The sequence below is a fragment of the Nocardia sp. NRRL S-836 genome, assembly GCF_001279525.1.
GTDB lineage: Bacteria > Actinomycetota > Actinomycetes > Mycobacteriales > Pseudonocardiaceae > Lentzea.
This window is the reverse complement of sequence record NZ_LGDY01000165.1, coordinates 145,973-162,200: the sequence shown is the minus strand read 5'-3', so window position 1 is coordinate 162,200 and position 16,228 is coordinate 145,973. Positions and strand designations below refer to the sequence as shown.

The 16,228-nt window shown below is 69.8% G+C and carries 18 protein-coding genes; 8 read left to right on the top strand and 10 right to left on the bottom strand.

Annotated elements, in window-relative coordinates:
• Positions 1–101: 101 nt before the first annotated feature.
• From ADL03_RS43365 to ADL03_RS43355, 3 genes are all read right to left on the bottom strand, one after another.
• Positions 102–1,241: a polysaccharide deacetylase gene (locus ADL03_RS43365; RefSeq protein WP_197289160.1), complete on the bottom strand. Its 1,140-nt coding sequence runs from the start codon at positions 1,239–1,241 to the stop codon at positions 102–104.
• A gap of 82 nt (positions 1,242–1,323) precedes the next feature.
• Positions 1,324–2,019 carry a class F sortase gene (locus ADL03_RS43360; protein ID WP_053739491.1) on the bottom strand — a complete coding sequence of 232 codons (696 nt, stop codon included), beginning with the start codon at positions 2,017–2,019 and terminating at the stop codon, positions 1,324–1,326.
• On the bottom strand, positions 2,016–3,404 hold the full coding sequence (locus ADL03_RS43355; RefSeq protein ID WP_053739490.1) for a collagen binding domain-containing protein: 1,389 nt from the start codon (positions 3,402–3,404) through the stop codon (positions 2,016–2,018). Before ADL03_RS43355 ends, ADL03_RS43360 begins: the two co-directional genes overlap by 4 nt.
• Positions 3,405–3,733: 329 nt before the next feature.
• Here ADL03_RS43355 and ADL03_RS43350 point away from each other — a divergent pair, with 329 nt between their 5' ends.
• Positions 3,734–4,537, top strand: a complete 804-nt coding sequence (locus ADL03_RS43350; protein WP_053739489.1) for a Bax inhibitor-1/YccA family protein — start codon at positions 3,734–3,736, stop codon at positions 4,535–4,537.
• 68 nt (positions 4,538–4,605) lie between these two features.
• Complete coding sequence (locus ADL03_RS43345) at positions 4,606–4,950, top strand: hypothetical protein (RefSeq protein ID WP_053739488.1); 345 nt, start codon at positions 4,606–4,608, stop codon at positions 4,948–4,950.
• Between the two features lie 54 nt (positions 4,951–5,004).
• Here ADL03_RS43345 and ADL03_RS43340 read toward each other — a convergent pair whose 3' ends face one another.
• The 3 genes from ADL03_RS43340 to ADL03_RS43330 form a co-directional block, all read right to left on the bottom strand.
• A complete protein-coding gene (locus tag ADL03_RS43340; RefSeq protein ID WP_053739487.1) occupies positions 5,005–5,214 on the bottom strand; it encodes a hypothetical protein in 210 nt (69 codons plus the stop codon).
• Between the two features lie 169 nt (positions 5,215–5,383).
• Positions 5,384–6,604 (bottom strand): acetyl-CoA C-acetyltransferase, encoded by a 1,221-nt coding sequence (locus ADL03_RS43335; protein ID WP_053739537.1) that lies wholly within the window; start codon positions 6,602–6,604, stop codon positions 5,384–5,386.
• A gap of 90 nt (positions 6,605–6,694) precedes the next feature.
• The gene (locus tag ADL03_RS43330; protein WP_053739536.1) at positions 6,695–7,567 is read right to left on the bottom strand and encodes an SGNH/GDSL hydrolase family protein; all 873 of its coding nucleotides are present in this window, start codon (positions 7,565–7,567) and stop codon (positions 6,695–6,697) included.
• Positions 7,568–7,685: 118 nt separating this feature from the next.
• Between ADL03_RS43330 and ADL03_RS43325 the strand changes: the two genes are divergently transcribed.
• The 3 genes from ADL03_RS43325 (at position 7,686) to ADL03_RS43315 (ending at position 11,496) form a co-directional block, all read left to right on the top strand.
• Entirely contained in the window at positions 7,686–9,056 is a 1,371-nt protein-coding gene (locus ADL03_RS43325; protein ID WP_053739486.1) for a cystathionine beta-synthase, read from the top strand.
• Positions 9,057–9,144: 88 nt separating this feature from the next.
• Positions 9,145–10,233 carry an RDD family protein gene (locus tag ADL03_RS50600; protein ID WP_053739485.1) on the top strand — a complete coding sequence of 363 codons (1,089 nt, stop codon included), beginning with the start codon at positions 9,145–9,147 and terminating at the stop codon, positions 10,231–10,233.
• Between the two features lie 117 nt (positions 10,234–10,350).
• Positions 10,351–11,496 carry a cystathionine gamma-synthase gene (locus ADL03_RS43315; protein ID WP_053739484.1) on the top strand — a complete coding sequence of 382 codons (1,146 nt, stop codon included), beginning with the start codon at positions 10,351–10,353 and terminating at the stop codon, positions 11,494–11,496.
• A 71-nt stretch (positions 11,497–11,567) separates the two neighbouring features.
• Here the strand turns inward: ADL03_RS43315 and ADL03_RS43310 are convergent, their stop codons facing one another.
• The gene (locus ADL03_RS43310; RefSeq protein WP_053739483.1) at positions 11,568–11,816 is read right to left on the bottom strand and encodes a hypothetical protein; all 249 of its coding nucleotides are present in this window, start codon (positions 11,814–11,816) and stop codon (positions 11,568–11,570) included.
• Positions 11,817–11,870: 54 nt separating this feature from the next.
• On the bottom strand, positions 11,871–13,052 hold the full coding sequence (hppD, locus tag ADL03_RS43305) for a 4-hydroxyphenylpyruvate dioxygenase (RefSeq protein WP_053739535.1): 1,182 nt from the start codon (positions 13,050–13,052) through the stop codon (positions 11,871–11,873).
• A 74-nt stretch (positions 13,053–13,126) separates the two neighbouring features.
• Between hppD and ADL03_RS43300 the strand changes: the two genes are divergently transcribed.
• Positions 13,127–13,636 (top strand): Lrp/AsnC family transcriptional regulator, encoded by a 510-nt coding sequence (locus tag ADL03_RS43300; protein WP_053739482.1) that lies wholly within the window; start codon positions 13,127–13,129, stop codon positions 13,634–13,636.
• Between the two features lie 27 nt (positions 13,637–13,663).
• Here the strand turns inward: ADL03_RS43300 and greA are convergent, their stop codons facing one another.
• A complete protein-coding gene (greA, locus tag ADL03_RS43295) occupies positions 13,664–14,152 on the bottom strand; it encodes a transcription elongation factor GreA (protein ID WP_197289157.1) in 489 nt (162 codons plus the stop codon).
• 195 nt (positions 14,153–14,347) lie between these two features.
• On the bottom strand, positions 14,348–14,770 hold the full coding sequence (locus tag ADL03_RS43290) for a DUF4307 domain-containing protein (protein ID WP_053739480.1): 423 nt from the start codon (positions 14,768–14,770) through the stop codon (positions 14,348–14,350).
• Between the two features lie 95 nt (positions 14,771–14,865).
• Here ADL03_RS43290 and mca point away from each other — a divergent pair, with 95 nt between their 5' ends.
• Together mca and ADL03_RS43280 are read left to right on the top strand one after the other, a co-directional pair.
• Positions 14,866–15,735, top strand: a complete 870-nt coding sequence (mca, locus tag ADL03_RS43285) for a mycothiol conjugate amidase Mca (RefSeq protein WP_053739479.1) — start codon at positions 14,866–14,868, stop codon at positions 15,733–15,735.
• Between the two features lie 2 nt (positions 15,736–15,737).
• Positions 15,738–15,992 (top strand): hypothetical protein, encoded by a 255-nt coding sequence (locus ADL03_RS43280; protein WP_053739478.1) that lies wholly within the window; start codon positions 15,738–15,740, stop codon positions 15,990–15,992.
• Positions 15,993–16,228 lie beyond the last annotated feature (236 nt).

The window sequence follows — 16,228 nt, the reverse complement described above, 5'->3', positions numbered from 1 at the left end:
CCTCACCCGTCCGTGTGCTCCCGCTGCCGCACGCGGGGACCTTCCGCACGCCAGGAGCGTGCGGAAGCTCCCCGCGTGCGGTCGGCGAACACGGAAGAGGATCAGGTCCAGTTGCGGGCGGCGGGCATCTTGCGGAGCTGGTCGAGGACCGCGGGGTCCTGCAGCTGCATCCACTGGATCACCTCGGTGTAGGTGGCGCACACCGTCTCCGGCTTGCCGCACACCTCGCCGAGGAACTGCTCCATCGCCGTGGAGAACGCCGACCCGTTCCACTCGTTGAAGTGGTTGCCGATCACGAGCGGGGCCCGGTTGCCGTTCAACGCCGCCCGGTACACCGACCGGTACGTGTCGACGACGATCTGGCTGAACTCCGGCGCGCGCGCCGGTTCCTCCTTCGCGCCGTTGAGCGCGTACCAGAGGTTGAAGTCCATCATGACGACCTGCCTGCCCAGCGCGGGCACGCGCACCTCGGGCATGGGGAACTCGTACAGTCCCCTTTGGACGGACGGCCACTGCACGCCGAGCGCCACCTGGCTGGTGTCGTAGACCAGCCCGTGCGCCGCCATCGCCGGGAACGCCTGGTCCCAGTTGCCCTCCAGGCACGGCGTCCGTCCACCCCGGACGGCGTCGGCGGCCAGCCTGAACCCGGCGGCACGGGCCCCGTCGACGATCTGGCGGAACTGGTCGAGCTCCGCGTTCCAGGCGTTGTTGTCCCACTTGTCCACCGACGGCTGGGTGCCGCCGGAGCAGAAGTGGCCGTTGTAGTGCGTGCCGATCTCGTGGCCGTCGGCGATGACCTGGTTGAGGTAGCCGATCCGCGCCTCGATGTCCTGCTTGCTGCCACCGAAGTCGATGTCCGACACACCGCGCTTGAGGCCCGCGGGCGGCTGGTACCGCATCTTGTCCTGGTCGGCGAGCATGTACACGCCCGACAGCAGGCCGGTGACGTGCGCACCCGTCTGCCTGGCCACCGGGAGGACCTTGTCCCAGTGCTGCTTGGACACGGCGCCGTCGAAGGAGAACAGCACGAACTGCGGCGGCTTCTCACCGGTCGCCAGCTTGTGCATCCACGGCTGCTTCTGCAGCTGCTCCGGCGTCGGGCCGGGCACGCGCGGCGCCGGCCCGGTGTCCTTCGGCGCCGGCAGGCGGGGTGCCATCGGCAACGGCCCGGCCTCCGGCTGGCCCTCGTCCTTGTGCGGACCGAGGGTCATCACCAGCACGAGTGCCAGTGCCAGAGCCACGCCCGTGGTCAACCATCCCCACCGCTTCACACCTTAGGAGACGACTGGTCACCCGAACGGGTTGCGCGGCGGAGCCGATTGGTCACGCAACGGGCTCGGCGATCACCACGCGGTTCGCCTCGTACCCCTGCTGTCCACCGATCCAGGTACCACCGCACGTGACCAGCACGAGCCGGTGCGGACCACGCGGGCCGAAGAACTCGACCGCACGGGCGGGCAGCTCCTCCTTGCGGACCGTCTCGATCTGCCTGATCCGGAACCGGTACTCCTTGCCCGCGCTGTCGGCGATGACGACCTCACGGCCGTTCTGCGCCTGCCACAGCTCGGCGAAGGGGCCCTTGGCGCCCTTCCAGTCGACGTGCCCGGCCAGCACCGTGGCGCCCTCGGCCCCGCCCAGCTCGGTGCCCCACCAGGTCGCCTCGCCGATGCCGTCGGGCACCGGCAGCACGCCGTCCTTCACCTCGCGCCGCACGAGCGTGGCCGACCCGCCGGAGGGCAGCCGCACCGAACCGGGTCCCGCCTTCGGTGGCGCGGGCTGCTGCTGCGGCGCGGCCTCGACGGGCTTGGCGTTGTCCGTGTTCGCGCCGCCGATCAGCCCGGTGAGGTCGGCGCCGCGGCCCGTGCTCAGGCTGTCGGCGACCGGCCCCGGCCCGACCACGGGGATCTCGTCCGCGACCGGGCGTCCCGCGAGGACGCCGGTCTCGGACGTGGTGACCAGCACGCTGGTGACGACGGCTCCCGCCACCAGCACGCCGGTCAGGAAAGCCCTGGAACTCACTGCCTGCGCCACACCAGCAAGCCTGCCAGCGCCGCACCGAACAGCACCAGGCCACCCACCGCGAGCATCAGCCCCGGCCGCAGCTGCGTCTCGAACGACGCGGTCGCGATCGGCGTGCTGCCCTCGGTACCGGCCGGGATCGTGCTCGGCACGACCGGCGTGTTCGGCTTGTTCACGAGCTCGAGCGCGAGCGTCGAGCCGGGCCCGACCGAACCGCACGCGGCCGGCGGCGCCTTCGGGTCGAAGAACTCCTCGTAGCCCTTCGGGGCGGCCACCTCGACCAGGCAGATCTCCTGCGGCGTGCGCAGGTCCGGCACCTCGACCGTGCCGTCGGCGCCGGTCTGCAGCACCAGCGGCTTGCCGTCCGTGCCGACCAGCGGGCTGTCGTCCTGCTTGACCGCGGGGCTCGTCTGGTCCTTGGCCGTGACGCGCAGCGCGACGCCCGCGATCGACTTCTTGGTCTCCGAGTCGATCTTCGTGATCTTCACGCCGCCGGGCGCGGTCTTGGCCTGGCCGTTCGCGGCCGCGTTGAGCTTCTTCTCGCCGCCGGTGGTGACGATGCGCTGCATGTTCTCGGTCTGGATCGGCTGGTGCACGACCGGCTTGTCGGCGGGCGAGTCGGCGGTGACCGCGATGGCCGGCTTCGGGCCGGTGGGCACGATCTTGATCGCGACCGGGCTGCCGCCGGCGTCGGTGGTGACCTTGCCCTTCACGCTGCCGTCGGCCAGCGTCGCGTCGGTCAGCGTGAAGTCGATCGGCGCGTTGGGGACGCCCTTGCCGTTCTGCTTGAGCAGCGCGACCGTCCACGCCGACTCGGTGCCGATGACGAGCGGCTCCTTCGGCGCGGTCGCGGTCAGCTTCCACGGCCCGCGGTTGGCCTCGGCGTCGGCCCTCATGCGCGCCACGGCGTCCATGACGGACTGCGGCAGCCGCGCGGCGTACCACTCGGCGTTGTAGGCGAGGTACCGCGGATCGGTCGTGTCGAACCGCACCTGGCCGTCGGGCACCGCGGTCCAGCTGTGCAGCAGGTGCGCGAGCGCGGCGGCCTCGTCCGGCGACTTCGTCGTCGAGTAGCGCAGCAGCAGGTAGGAGATGTTGGCGGCGACGTCGGGCGCGAGCTTCTTGCCCGCCTTGGTCAGCAGCTCGTCGCCGGGCTGGTAGCCGACCGCGCTGTCCGGCGCGGGCAGCGCGTACTGCACGCACCAGACGTGCTTGTCCTGCCACACGTACGACCCGTGCCACTCCGAGCCCGGTGTGGCGTTGGGCTGGACCTGTGTCGCGTTGTGGCCGATGCCCTTGACGCCGACCGCTGTCGCCGTCGCGGGGACGGTCAGGAGCACGAACCCCGAGACCGCTGCCGCGGCGGCAAGACGTTTCCAGCCCATTTTAGATCTTGGTCCCCTCTGACCTGTGTAATCCCGCGTGCGAGCTTGTCGGTAGCCCACCCCGGGGACAAGCCGCCACGAGGGGGAAGTGTGGTGCTACGCAGCGTGTGAACGTGATTGTTATGTGACCCCGGTTACGGGACACGGCCCGGATACGCGGCGACACGCCGTGACCAGATCACGCTACGGAGTCATCGCAGGAGTTAGCGCACTATTAGCGCACGGGTGATCGCTTGGGCGGGTAAAGTCGGCTTTACCGACGGGGAACCTGGCACCCAGCGTGCTCGTTGTACCCGTGACGGCGTAAAGCAACGCCCCAGGAGGACCAGGTGCGCTCCAGCAGCAACCCGGCTTTCCGTAACCTGCCGACCGGCGGCGGGTACGGAGGCTACGCAGGCTTCGGACAGCCCGAAGCCGGCTACCAGCAGGCCCCGCCGCCGCTGACCAGCGAGCGGCCGATGACGATCGACGACGTCGTCACCAAGACCGGCATCACGCTGGCCGTGGTCGCCGTCACGGCGGTCGTCACCTACCTCATGCAGGCGTGGTTCCTGCTCTTCCCGGCCGCGATCATCGGCCTGGTGCTCGGTCTCGTCATCTCGTTCAAGCGAGTGCCGAGCCCGCCGCTGGTCATCGCCTACGCCGCCGTCGAGGGCGTGTTCCTCGGCGCGTTCAGCGGCATCATCGGCCGCCTGATCGACAACTGGACCGGCAACCCCGGCCAGGGCGTCGTGGTCATCGGCCAGGCGATCATCGGCACGATCGGCGTGTTCGCCGGCATGCTCGTGGTCTACAAGACCGGCGCGATCCGCGTCACGCCGAAGTTCACGAAGTGGATCACCGGCGCGATCATCGGCGTCGCCGTCCTGATGCTGTTCAACCTGATCATGAGCTTCTTCACCGCCGGCGGCCTCGGCCTCCGCTCCGGTGGCACGCTCGCGATCATCTTCAGCCTCGTCTGCATCGGCCTCGCGGCGTTCAGCTTCCTGATCGACTTCGACGCCGCCGACCAGGCGATCCGGGCCGGCGTGCCGGCCAAGTACGCGTGGCAGATCGCGTTCGGCCTCACGGTCACCCTGGTGTGGCTGTACACCGAGATCCTGCGCCTGCTGTCGTACTTCAACTCGGACTGACGTCCAGGGGTTGTCCCGGAGGGCGCTTCGCTGCGGCGGGGCGCCCTCCGGCGTTCGTGGGGGACGTGATGAGCAAGAGGTTCGACGAAGCGCTGCGGCTGATGCGCCGCCACAACGGCCAGGACAACGAGGCCGGCTTCGCCATGGTGAAGCAGCATGCCGCCGAACACCTGGCCGAGCTGGTCGAGGAGTTCCACCGTGAGCAGGACGGCGAGGGCCGCCTGTCCGGCTGGCTCCTCGAACTGATCGGCGAGGCCGCCGACCCCAGCGCGTTGCCGCTCTTCGTCGCCCACCTGGACGACGAGCGCCTCGGGTTCTGGGCGGCCTGCGGCCTGGAGAAGCTGAACACCGGAGAAGCCCGGACGGCGTTGTACCGCCACCGTGCGAATGGGTACTACCAGGGCGACGCGTGAACAACGCTTATCGGGTCGTGGTGAAACCACACGTGAGCGCTGAGCGCTGAAACGCTAAACGCGCCAGCGCACGTCGGGCAGCTGGGTGCCCACCTTGATCAGGCAGTCCGTGCAGAGAGCACCCACCTGCGAGCGCGACACCCGTTCATCGGGCACGGAGTGCTCGCAGACGGCCTCGTAAAAGCTGCGGGAGCCGTTCGCCTGGTCGAGGGAGAAAGCATGGCATTGCAGGTCGTATTCGCTTTGCCACCACACGTAGGGCATGTCCGGACCCCTCCTCGGTCGTCAGCAGGGACGGACTTCCCCCTCGCCGGATGACGCCAAAGCGCGATGATTCATCTCATCGGCAGAACGGTGGTGAGCAAGTAGCTCCGTTCGGGTGATACGGAGCTACTTGCAGACTTCAATTTGCAGATCTTGAGGGGAATCAGGTCTAGCTGAGGCGTTCCAGCACCATCGCCATGCCCTGGCCGCCGCCGACGCACATCGTCTCCAGGCCGAACTGCTTGTCGTGGAACTGGAGCGAGTTGATCAGCGTCGTGGTGATGCGCGCGCCGGTCATGCCGAACGGGTGGCCGACCGCGATGGCGCCGCCGTTCACGTTCAGCCGGTCGAGGTCGATGCCGAGGTCCCGGTACGACGGGATCACCTGCGCGGCGAACGCCTCGTTGATCTCCACCAGGTCGATGTCGGAGATCGACAGGCCGGCCAGCGCCAGTGCGCGCTTCGACGCCTCGACCGGGCCGAGGCCCATGATCTCCGGCGACAGGCCGGAGACGCCGGTGGACACGATCCGCGCCAGCGGCGTGATGCCGAGCTCGCGGGCCTTGGTGTCGGACATGACCACGAGGGCGGCCGCGCCGTCGTTGAGCGGGCAGCAGTTGCCGGCGTTGATCCGGCCGTCGGGACGGAAGACGGGCTTGAGCTGCGACACGGCCTCGTAGGTGACGCCGGCGCGCGGGCCGTCGTCGGCGGAGACGACCGTGCCGTCGGGCAGCGTCACGGGGGTGATCTCGCGGGCCCAGAAGCCGTCGGCGATCGCCTTCTCGGCGAGGTTCTGCGAGCGGACGCCGAACTCGTCCATCTCCTGCCGCGAGACGCCCTTGAGCAGCGCCAGGTTCTCCGCGGTCTGGCCCATCGGGATGTAGACGTCCGGGACCACGTCGAGGCTGCGCGGGTCGACCCACTCCGAGGCGCCGGAGGTGGCGGTCGCGACCGTGCGCGCCTCGGCGTCGGCGAACAGCGGGTTGTGCGTGTCCGGCCACGAGTCGGAGCTGCCCTTGGCGAACCGCGACACCGTCTCGACACCGGCGGAGATGAACACGTCACCCTCACCGGCCTTGATGGCGTGCAGGGCCATGCGCGTGGTCTGCAGCGACGAGGCGCAGTACCGGGTGACGGTCGTGCCGGGCAGCGTGTCCTGGCCCAGCAGCACGGCCACCACGCGCGCCATGTTGAAGCCCTGCTCACCGCCGGGCAGGCCGCAGCCGAGCATCAGGTCGTCGATCTGGGCGGGGTCGAGCTGCGGCACCTTGTCCAGCGCCGCCCGCACCATCTGCGCGGCCAGGTCGTCCGGCCGCACGTCCTTCAGCGAGCCCTTGCCCGCGCGGCCGATGGGGGAGCGGGCGGCGGAGACGATCACGGCCTCAGGCATCACGAACTCCTCGTTGAGGGTCAAGGTTGCCGTCGAGCCTAGTTAACGCCCGCTCACTCCGGCCAGCGCACGTGACGAGAATTCCGGAACTCACGCGTGCCGCCTTCGCAGCCGCGCCGGCCACCGCGACGCGCCCACCGCGAGCGCCGCCGCCGACCGCAACGGCACCGGGGGCGCCGCCCAGCCCGGCCACAGCCCCGCCACCTGGCACAACGGCGCGAGCAGCACCCCGGCCGCCGCCTCGTAGCCCGCGGCGCTGGGGTGGAACCGGTCGGAGCTGAACATGTCGGCCTGCCGCGCCAGGAACTCCGGCGCCAGCAGGTTCCCCAGCGGCACCGGCACCCCGCCGGCCCGCCGCACCTGCGCCGTCTGCGCCGCCGCCAGCCGCAGGCCGTAGCGCCGCCCGATCGTCCGCAGCGGCTGCGGGATCGGCCGCACGGTCCCCAGGTCGGGACAGGTGCCGACCACAACGCCGCAGCCGGCGTCGCGCAGCCGCCGCACCTGCTCGCCGAGCAACGCGGCGGACTCGCGCACCGGCATCCGCGTGGTCACGTCGTTCGCGCCGATGATGACCAACGCCACCTGCGGCCGGTCGAGCACGGCCGCGCCGACCTGCGGCACCAGGTCCCGCGTCGTCGAGCCGCTGATCGCGTACGTCGACAGCCGCACCGGCCGGTCCGCCTCCTCGGCCAGCGCCTGGGCCAGCAACACGCCCGGCATCTGCGAGGGATGCGTCACACCGACGCCGACCGCCATCGAGTCGCCGAGCACCGCGAACCGCAGCGGGTCGCGGCCGTCGTCGCGGTAGACCCCGTCGGGCGCCGGCCAGAGGTGTTCCAGCACGCCGATGGCCACGCGGGCCCGTCTGCCCTGCTCGTTCAGCAACCCGACCAGTGCCCCGGACAGTCCGCCGAGGCCCGCGGCGGTCATGGCGACCGCGCGGAGGTGCCTGGATCCGAACATCCGCACCACCCCCTTCCTCCCGACATCGTCGGTACCGCTGTTCGAATCAACCTCCGCCGTCACTGGAGCTAGGCTTCGTCCGCTATCTCGGAGAGTGGGAGCAGGGGAGTAGATACCGGTGGAGTACGTCGAGCACGTCGTCGATCTGGTCGGCAACACGCCGCTGGTCAAGCTCAACTCCCTGACGGCGGGGATCAAGGCCACGGTGCTGGCCAAGGTCGAGTACCTCAACCCCGGCGGCAGCGTGAAGGACCGCATCGCGCTGCGCATGGTGGAGGCGGCCGAGAGGTCCGGTGAGCTGCAGCCCGGCGGCACGATCGTGGAGCCCACCTCGGGCAACACCGGCGTCGGCCTCGCGCTGGTCGCCCAGCGCAAGGGCTACAAGTGCGTGTTCGTGTGCCCCGACAAGGTCAGCGAGGACAAGCGCAACGTCCTCAAGGCCTACGGCGCCGAGGTCGTGGTGTGCCCGACCGCCGTCGCGCCCGAGCACCCGGACTCGTACTACAACGTCTCCGACCGGCTGGTCCGCGAGATCCCCGGCGCCTGGAAGCCCAACCAGTACGCCAACCCGGAGAACCCGGCGAGCCACTACCACCAGACCGGTCCCGAGGTGTGGCGCCAGACGGCGGGCAAGATCACGCACTTCGTCGCGGGCGTCGGCACCGGCGGCACGATCTCCGGCACCGGCCGTTACCTCAAGGAGGTCTCGGACGGCGCGGTGAAGATCATCGGCGCGGACCCGGAGGGCTCGGTCTACTCCGGCGGCACCGGCCGGCCGTACCTGGTCGAGGGCGTCGGCGAGGACTTCTGGCCGGAGACCTACGACAAGACCGTGTGCGACGAGATCGTCGAGGTCTCCGACGCCGACTCGTTCGACATCACCCGGCGCCTGGCCCGCGAGGAGGGCCTGCTCGTCGGCGGTTCCTGCGGCATGGCGGCCGCCGCGGCGCTGCGCATCGCGCGGGACCTGCCGGAGGACGCCGTCGTGGTCGTGCTGCTGCCCGACGGCGGCCGCGGCTACCTGTCGAAGGTCTTCAACGACCGCTGGATGGCCTCCTACGGCTTCCTGCCGCCCGACTCGACCGGTGCGACCGTCGGCGACGTGCTGCGCCGCAAGGGCGGCCACCTGCCCGACCTGGTGCACGCGCACCCGAACGAGACCGTGGGCGACGCCGTGGCGATCCTGCGCGAGTTCGGCGTCTCGCAGATGCCGGTCGTGAACGCCGAACCGCCGGTCATGGCGGCCGAGGTCTCCGGCGCGGTCAACGAGCGCGACCTGCTCGACGCGTTGTTCACCGGCAAGGCGCAGCTGTCCGACCGCCTCGACAAGCACATGGGTGTGCCGCTGCCGACGCTGGGCGCCGGTGAGCCGGTCGGTGTCGCGATGACCGCGATGGCGCACGCCGACGGCGCGCTCGTGCTGGAGGACGGCAAGCCGGCCGGCGTGGTGACGCGGCAGGACATTCTCGGGTTCTTGGCTGGTCGCTGAGCGTGGAGGACAGCGCGTCCGATAGCGTGACGCCCCAGATCACCAAGACTCACTCACACACGGCCCAGCCAAGGGGGTTGGAAACCGGATGAACGCTCCGCAGCCGCCAGGAAACCCGTACGGCGGTCAGCCGCAGCACGAGCAGCCAAACGCGGACGCCACGCAGGTCGTTCCGGGAGGTGGACAGCCGCAGGCTGCCCAGAACCCGGACGCCACGCAGGTCGTCTCGCCTGGTCAGACGCCTGCCGCGCCGCAGCAGAACGCGGACGCCACCCAGGTCGTCAGCCCAGGTCAGGCGTCGTCCGCTGCTCCCGGCTCCGGTGGGTTCCCGGCGCAGGGTCCCGGCTCCGGCGGGTTCCCCGCCCAGCAGCCGCCTTCGTACGGTGCCCCGCAGTCGAACCCGTACGGTCAGCCGGCGCAGTCCAACCCGTACGGGCAGCCCGCGCAGTCGAACCCGTACGGCCTGCCCGCGCAGTCCAACCCGTACGGCCAGCCGCAGCAGCACCAGCCCTACGGCGCGCCGCAGAGCTCGCCGTACGGCCAGCCGCAGCAGCCCTACGGCCAGCCCGGCTACGGCGGCGCTCCCGGCTACGCGCCGGCGCCTCCCACCGGCTACGCCGAGTGGGGCTCGCGCTTCGTCGCGGGTCTGATCGACTACCTGGCCCCCGGTGTCGTCGCGGGCATCGTGGTCGGCATCTTCGCCGGCATCGGCGCGAGCATGGGTGACGCCACCGGCGGCATCTTCGTGCTGCTGGCCTACGTCGTCGGCTACGGCGGCCTCTTCGGCTTCCTGATCTGGAACACGGTCATCAAGGGCGGTTCGACCGGCCAGTCGCTGGGCAAGAAGGCCGCGAAGATCAAGGTGATCAAGGAGGACACGCAGCAGCCGCCCGGCGGTGGCGTCGCGTTCCTCCGCCTGCTGATCAACTACGGCTTCGGCCTGCTCTGCGGCATCGGCGCGCTGGTGAACTACCTGTCGCCGCTGTGGAACCAGCCGAAGAAGGAGACCTACTCCGACAAGATCTGCGGCACCGTCGTGGTCAACGCCCCCGAGGTGGCGAACCCGTACGGCACCGGTGGCTTCCCGCAGCAGCCGGGCACGGGCGGGTACCCGCAGCAGCCGGGTGGCTACGGCCAGCCGCCGCAGCAGGGCTACGGCCAGCAGCAGGGCTGGTAAGACGCTCTTCCAGTGCAGCCCCCGGCCCCAGCGGCCGGGGGCTGCACTGTTTCCGTGGGCCGGTCCGCTGCTCGGACTCCTGCCGTCGACCGCCGGACGGGTGAGTACCCTTCGGACATGAGCACCCCATACGGCTTCGCGACCAGGGCGATCCACGCCGGCCAGGACCCGGACCCGACGACGGGTGCGGTGAACGTGCCCATCTACGCGACGTCGACGTACGCCCAGGACGGCGTCGGTGGGCTGCGTCAGGGCTTCGAGTACTCGCGCACCGGCAACCCGACCCGCCGCGCGCTGGAGACCGCCCTCGCCTCCCTGGAACGCGGCCGCTTCGGCCGGGCGTTCTCCTCCGGCATGGGGGCCACCGACACGGCCCTGCGCGCGTTCCTCAAGCCCGGCGACCACATCGTCATCCCGAACGACGCCTACGGCGGCACGTTCCGGCTGATCGACAAGGTCTTCTCGCAGTGGGGCGTCACCCACTCGCCCGCGCCGGTCTCCGACGTGGACGCGATCAGGGCCGCGATCACCCCGGCGACCAAGCTCGTGTGGATCGAGACGCCGACCAACCCGCTGCTGAACGTCGGCGACATCGCGGCCATCGCCTCGGTGGCGCACGACGCCGGCGCGAAGCTGGTGGTCGACAACACCTTCGCGTCCCCGGCCCTGCAGACGCCGCTGGAGCTCGGCGCCGACGTGGTGCTGCACTCGACGACCAAGTACGTCGGCGGCCACTCCGACGTCGTGGGCGGCGCGCTGATCACCTCCGACGAGGAGACCGACGCGGCGTTCGGCTTCCTGCAGAACGGCGCGGGCGCGGTCCCCGGCCCGTTCGACGCCTACCTGACCCTGCGCGGCCTCAAGACCCTCGAACTGCGCATGGAGAAGCACTCCGACAACGCCGAGCTGGTCGCCGAGGCCCTCACCCGGCACCCGCGCGTGAAGAAGGTCATCTACCCCGGCCTGGAGTCGCACCCCGGCCACGCCGTGGCGGCCAAGCAGATGCGCCGGTTCGGCGGCATGGTGTCGTTCCTCGTCGAGGGCGGCGAGGAGGCGGCCCTCGCGGTGTGCGCGCGGACCAAGCTGTTCACGCTCGCCGAGTCGCTCGGCGGCGTCGAGTCGCTGATCGAGCACCCCGGCAAGATGACCCACGCCTCGACCGCCGGTTCGATGCTGGAGGTGCCCGCCGACCTGGTGCGCGTCTCCGTCGGCATCGAGTCCGGCGACGACCTGGTGGCCGACCTGCTGGCCGCCCTCGGCTGAGTCGACCCCACGTGGCAATGCGAAAGGCCCTCCCGTCCGGGAGGGCCTTTCGGTGTACTACGGCTGGTGCGTCACGGCTTTTGCGAGCCGCCGAACCTGTCCACGTTGTCCGCGTTGTCGGCTGTGGGAGCCGCCGGTAGGTCGGCGCCGTTGACGCAGCCGCCGACGAACTCGATCGACTCGCCGGTGCGGACGAAGCGGCCGGCCTCGTCACAGCCGGCGTGGGCCACGGTCAGAAACGCCGCGCCGGTCAGTGCCGCAGCCGTGGTCACGGCTCCGACCAGCGGAATCACCGCGGCCACGCGTCGTGCGAGTGCCATGCCACCTCCCCACGATGTGTGTCCCCCGTAAGGCAGCCTACCGGGGAACGCGCATCACAGGTTGCCGCGGCGCTCCTGTTCCCGCTCGATCGCCTCGAACAGCGCCTTGAAGTTGCCCTTGCCGAAGCCCAGCGAGCCGTGCCGTTCGATCAGCTCGTAGAACACGGTGGGGCGGTCGCCGATCGGCTTGGTGAAGATCTGCAGCAGGTAGCCGTCCTCGTCGCGGTCGACCAGGATGCGGTGCTCCTTGAGGACCTCGATCGGCACCCGGACCTCGCCGATGCGGGCACGCAGCTCGGGGTCGTCGTAGTAGGAGTCCGGGGTCTCCAGGAACTCCACGCCGGCGTCGCGCATGGCCGTGACGGTCTTGATGATGTCGTTGGTGGCCAGCGCGATGTGCTGGACGCCCGCACCCTCGTAGAACTCCAGGTACTCGTCGATCTGCGACTTCTTCTTCGCGATCGCCGGCTCGTTCAGCGGGAACTTCACGCGGTGGTTGCCGTTGGAGACGACCTTGCTCATCAGCGCCGAGTAGTCGGTCGCGATGTCGTCGCCGATGAACTCCGCCATGTTCACGAAGCCCATGACGCGGTTGTACCACTCGACCCAGTAGTCCATCTTGCCGAGCTCGACGTTGCCGACGCAGTGGTCGACGGCCTGGAACAGGCGCTTCGGGGCACCCTCCGGGCGCTTGACGGTCGACGTCTTGGCGACGTAGCCGGGCAGGTACGGGCCGGTGTACCGGGAGCGGTCCACCAGCGTGTGGCGGGTCTCGCCGTACGTCGCGATGGCCGCGAGGCGGACGGTGCCGTGCTCGTCGGAGACGTCGTGCGGCTCCTCCAGCACGGTCGCGCCCTGCTTGCGGGCGTGCTCGATGCACCGGTCGACGTCGCCGACCTCCAGCGCCAGGTCGACGACACCGTCGCCGTGCTTGCGGTGGTGGTCGAGCAACGGGGAGCCGGGCTGCACGCCGCCGTGGATCACGAAGCGGGCCGAGCCCGACTTCAGCACGAACGACTTGTGGGTGCGCTGGCCGGTCTCGGGGCCCGCGTAGGCCACGAGCTCCATGCCGAACGCCACCTGGTACAGCCAGGCGGTCTGGGTCGCGTTGCCCGCGACGAACACCACGGCGTCCATGGCGCGCACGGGGAAGGGGTCCTTGGTCGCGTCGTAGTCGACCAACCCCACGAGCTGCCGGAGCTGGTCGTAGCTCACGTCGTCAAGCTGCTGCGTCATGCACAACAGCATGAGATGACCCGACAGGGTGAGCAATAGCCTTCAATTTCGCTGCACATTTTGTACAGTGATGCATGCCAGAAGACCAGCAGAGTGAGCACTCTGACCAGACCGTCGACGAACTGGACGCACGCCTGTTGCTGCTGCTCACCGACGAGCCGCGGCTGGGCGTCCTCGAATGCTCCCGCCGGCTCGGTGTCGCACGCGGCACGGTGCAGGCCCGGCTGGACCGGCTCACGGACAAGGGCGTGCTCACCGGCTTCCCGCCGGCGCTGGACCTGGGGGCGATGGGCTACGGGCTGACGGCGTTCGCGACGGTCGAGATCGCGCAGGGCCGCCGGCAGGAGGTGTGCGAGGGCCTGGCCGCGATCAGCGAGGTGTGCGAGGTGCACGCCACGACCGGGCAGGGCGACCTGTTCGTGCGGATGGTGGCGCGGTCGAACGCGGACCTCCAGCGCGTGGTCGACCACATCGTCGACGTGCCGCACGTGCGCAGGCTGTCGACGTCGATCGCGCTCTCCACACCGGTGCCGCCACGCGTGCGGCCACTCCTGGAACGTGTGAAGGGGCGGCCACCGAGGTGACCGCCCCTGCAAACGTCTGATGCCGAACTAGCCCGCGTACGGAACCGCGGAGATCAGCGTGACCTTCTGGAGCTTGCCGTTGGGCAGCTCGTACTCGACGGTCTCGCCGTCCTTCGAGCCGTTCAGCGCCTTGCCGAGCGGCGAGGACGGGGAGTAGACCTCCATCTCGCCGTGCGCGCCCTCTTCCCGCGTCGCCAGCAGGAAGGTCTCGGTCTCGTCGTCACCCTCGTAGCGGATGGTGAGCACCGTGCCCGGCGCGGCAACACCCTTCGTGGTGGGAGCCTCGCCGACCTTCGCGGCCTGGAGCAGCTCGTGCAGCTGGCGGATGCGCGCCTCCTGCTTGCCCTGCTCCTCGCGAGCCGCGTGGTAGCCGCCGTTCTCACGCAGGTCGCCCTCCTCGCGGCGGGCGTTGATCTCGGCAGCCATGACCGGGCGGTACGCGATAAGTTCGTCCAGCTCAGCCTTGAGCCGGTCGTAGGCCTCCTGGGTCAGCCAGGTCACCTGGGTGTCGCTCACGGTCACCAACTCCTCGTCTTGCTCCGGCGCACGCGTGTGTGGCCAGATAGTTCCCGGGCCGTGAGGCCCGGAACGGAAAAACACGGCCCGCGCCGGGGCCGTGCTTGAGCTGCAATAGTAACACGGAGACAACGCTCAGCGACGGCGATTTGTTCCCCGTCTCGCCGTTTAAACCGCAGATCACCCGCTTGGCCGCTAGCTCGTGGACAGGTAGGCGGGAACCTGGTAGGAGCAGCCGAACACATCGCCGGTGACCGGCGGCTTCGAACCGCGAACAACAGTTGTCTCGACAACGGTCGAATTCCCCGGCGGGACCAGAACTTCGCGGCGGCCCGCTTCGTCCCCGTCCTTGGATCGGGCCCGAATGATGCACACGGCCGGCCGCTCGGGTTGATCGCGGGAAACCTGGAAAGTGACCTCCAGCCGCTCGCTGTCGAGGATCTGGAACGCCGTCTGCTCGGCCTCGATCGGTTTTGTGCCGAGATTTCGGTAACCGACGAAGGCGACGACCGCACCGACCACCACGGCTACGGCGAGTAACGCCCACCGCACGGGTTTCGCCAGCGGTTTGCGGCCGCTCCGGCCGTATCGCCCCTCCGGGAGTGCGCGCTGTGCCACTATCCCGCGCCTCCTCAAGCCTCTGGGGAACAATGGTGCCCGACGTTCAGTTGATGAGTGTCGCAGGACCATTCACACAGGAGGACCACGGGGGTATGGCCGACAAGCTGCGCCTTATGGCGGTGCACGCACATCCCGACGACGAGTCGAGCAAGGGCGCGGCCTCGATGGCCCGCTACATCGCGGAAGGGCACGACGTGATGGTCGTGACCTGCACCGACGGTGGCGCGGGCAGCATTCTCAACCCGGCGATGGACAGGCCGGACGTGCTGGAGAACATCATCGACGTCCGCAGGGAGGAGATGGCCAACGCGGCCAAGATCCTCGGCATCCAGCACCGCTGGCTGGGTTTCAAGGACTCCGGTCTGCCCGAGGGCGACCCGCTGCCGCCGCTGCCCGAGGGCTGCTTCGCCCTCGTGCCGCTGGAGGAGTCCGTTCCGTCGCTGGTCGAGGCGATCAGGGACTTCCGCCCGCACGTGATCGTCACCTACGACGAGAACGGCGGGTACCCGCACCCCGACCACATCCGCACGCACGAGATCTCGATGGCCGCGATCGACGCGGCCGCCGACCCCGCCTACCAGCCCGAACTGGGCGGGCCGTGGGAGACGCTGAAGGTCTACTACTCGCACGGCTTCTCCCGCGCGAAGCTGATGGCGTTCCACGAGGCCCTGGAGTCCCGCGGCCTGGAGTCGCCCTACACCGAGTGGCTCGCGAACTGGGACGCCAACCGCCCGGACGTGATGGACCGCGTCACCACCCGCGTGAAGTGCGACGACTACTTCGACGTCCGGGACGAGGCGCTCAAGGCGCACGCCACCCAGATCGACCCCACCAGCCGCTGGTTCGCCATCCCGATGGAGATCCAGCGCGAGGTGTGGCCGACGGAGGAGTACGAGCTCGTGCGCTCGCTGGTCGACTCGACGCTGCCCGAAGACGACCTGTTCGCCGGAGTTAAGGTCTAGGGGTGAACCCCTGGACCGACACGGTTGCGATCGTCGCTGTTCAGCAGCCGTCGAACACGAACAACGACAAGGGCGGCCAGGGGGAGGACTTCGGCAAGTCCTCCCCGGTCGGCCTCGTCCTGCTCGTGCTGTTCTTCATCGCCGTGTTCTTCCTCGTGCGCTCGATGAACAAGCACCTGCGCAAGCTCCCGGCGTCGTTCGACGAGCCGGCCGAGACGACGGCGGGCCCGGCCGAGCAGCCGAAGAAGAACGACTGACCCTCGTCCCCGATTGCTGGGCGACGACCTCGCCCAGCCGGGGGAACGTCAGCCCGACCTGCCGCAGCCGCACGACGTGCATGAGCTGCTTCGGTTTCAGGTTGCGTCCCGCGCGCCAGCTGCATCTCGGTCGCACGGGTGTACGCGCGCATGGCGTACCGGGAGAGGAACGCGGGCGCGACGAACACCCCGCGCCTGTCCATCGGACTGCGCGGTCGCCGGCCCGTGGGCGTGCG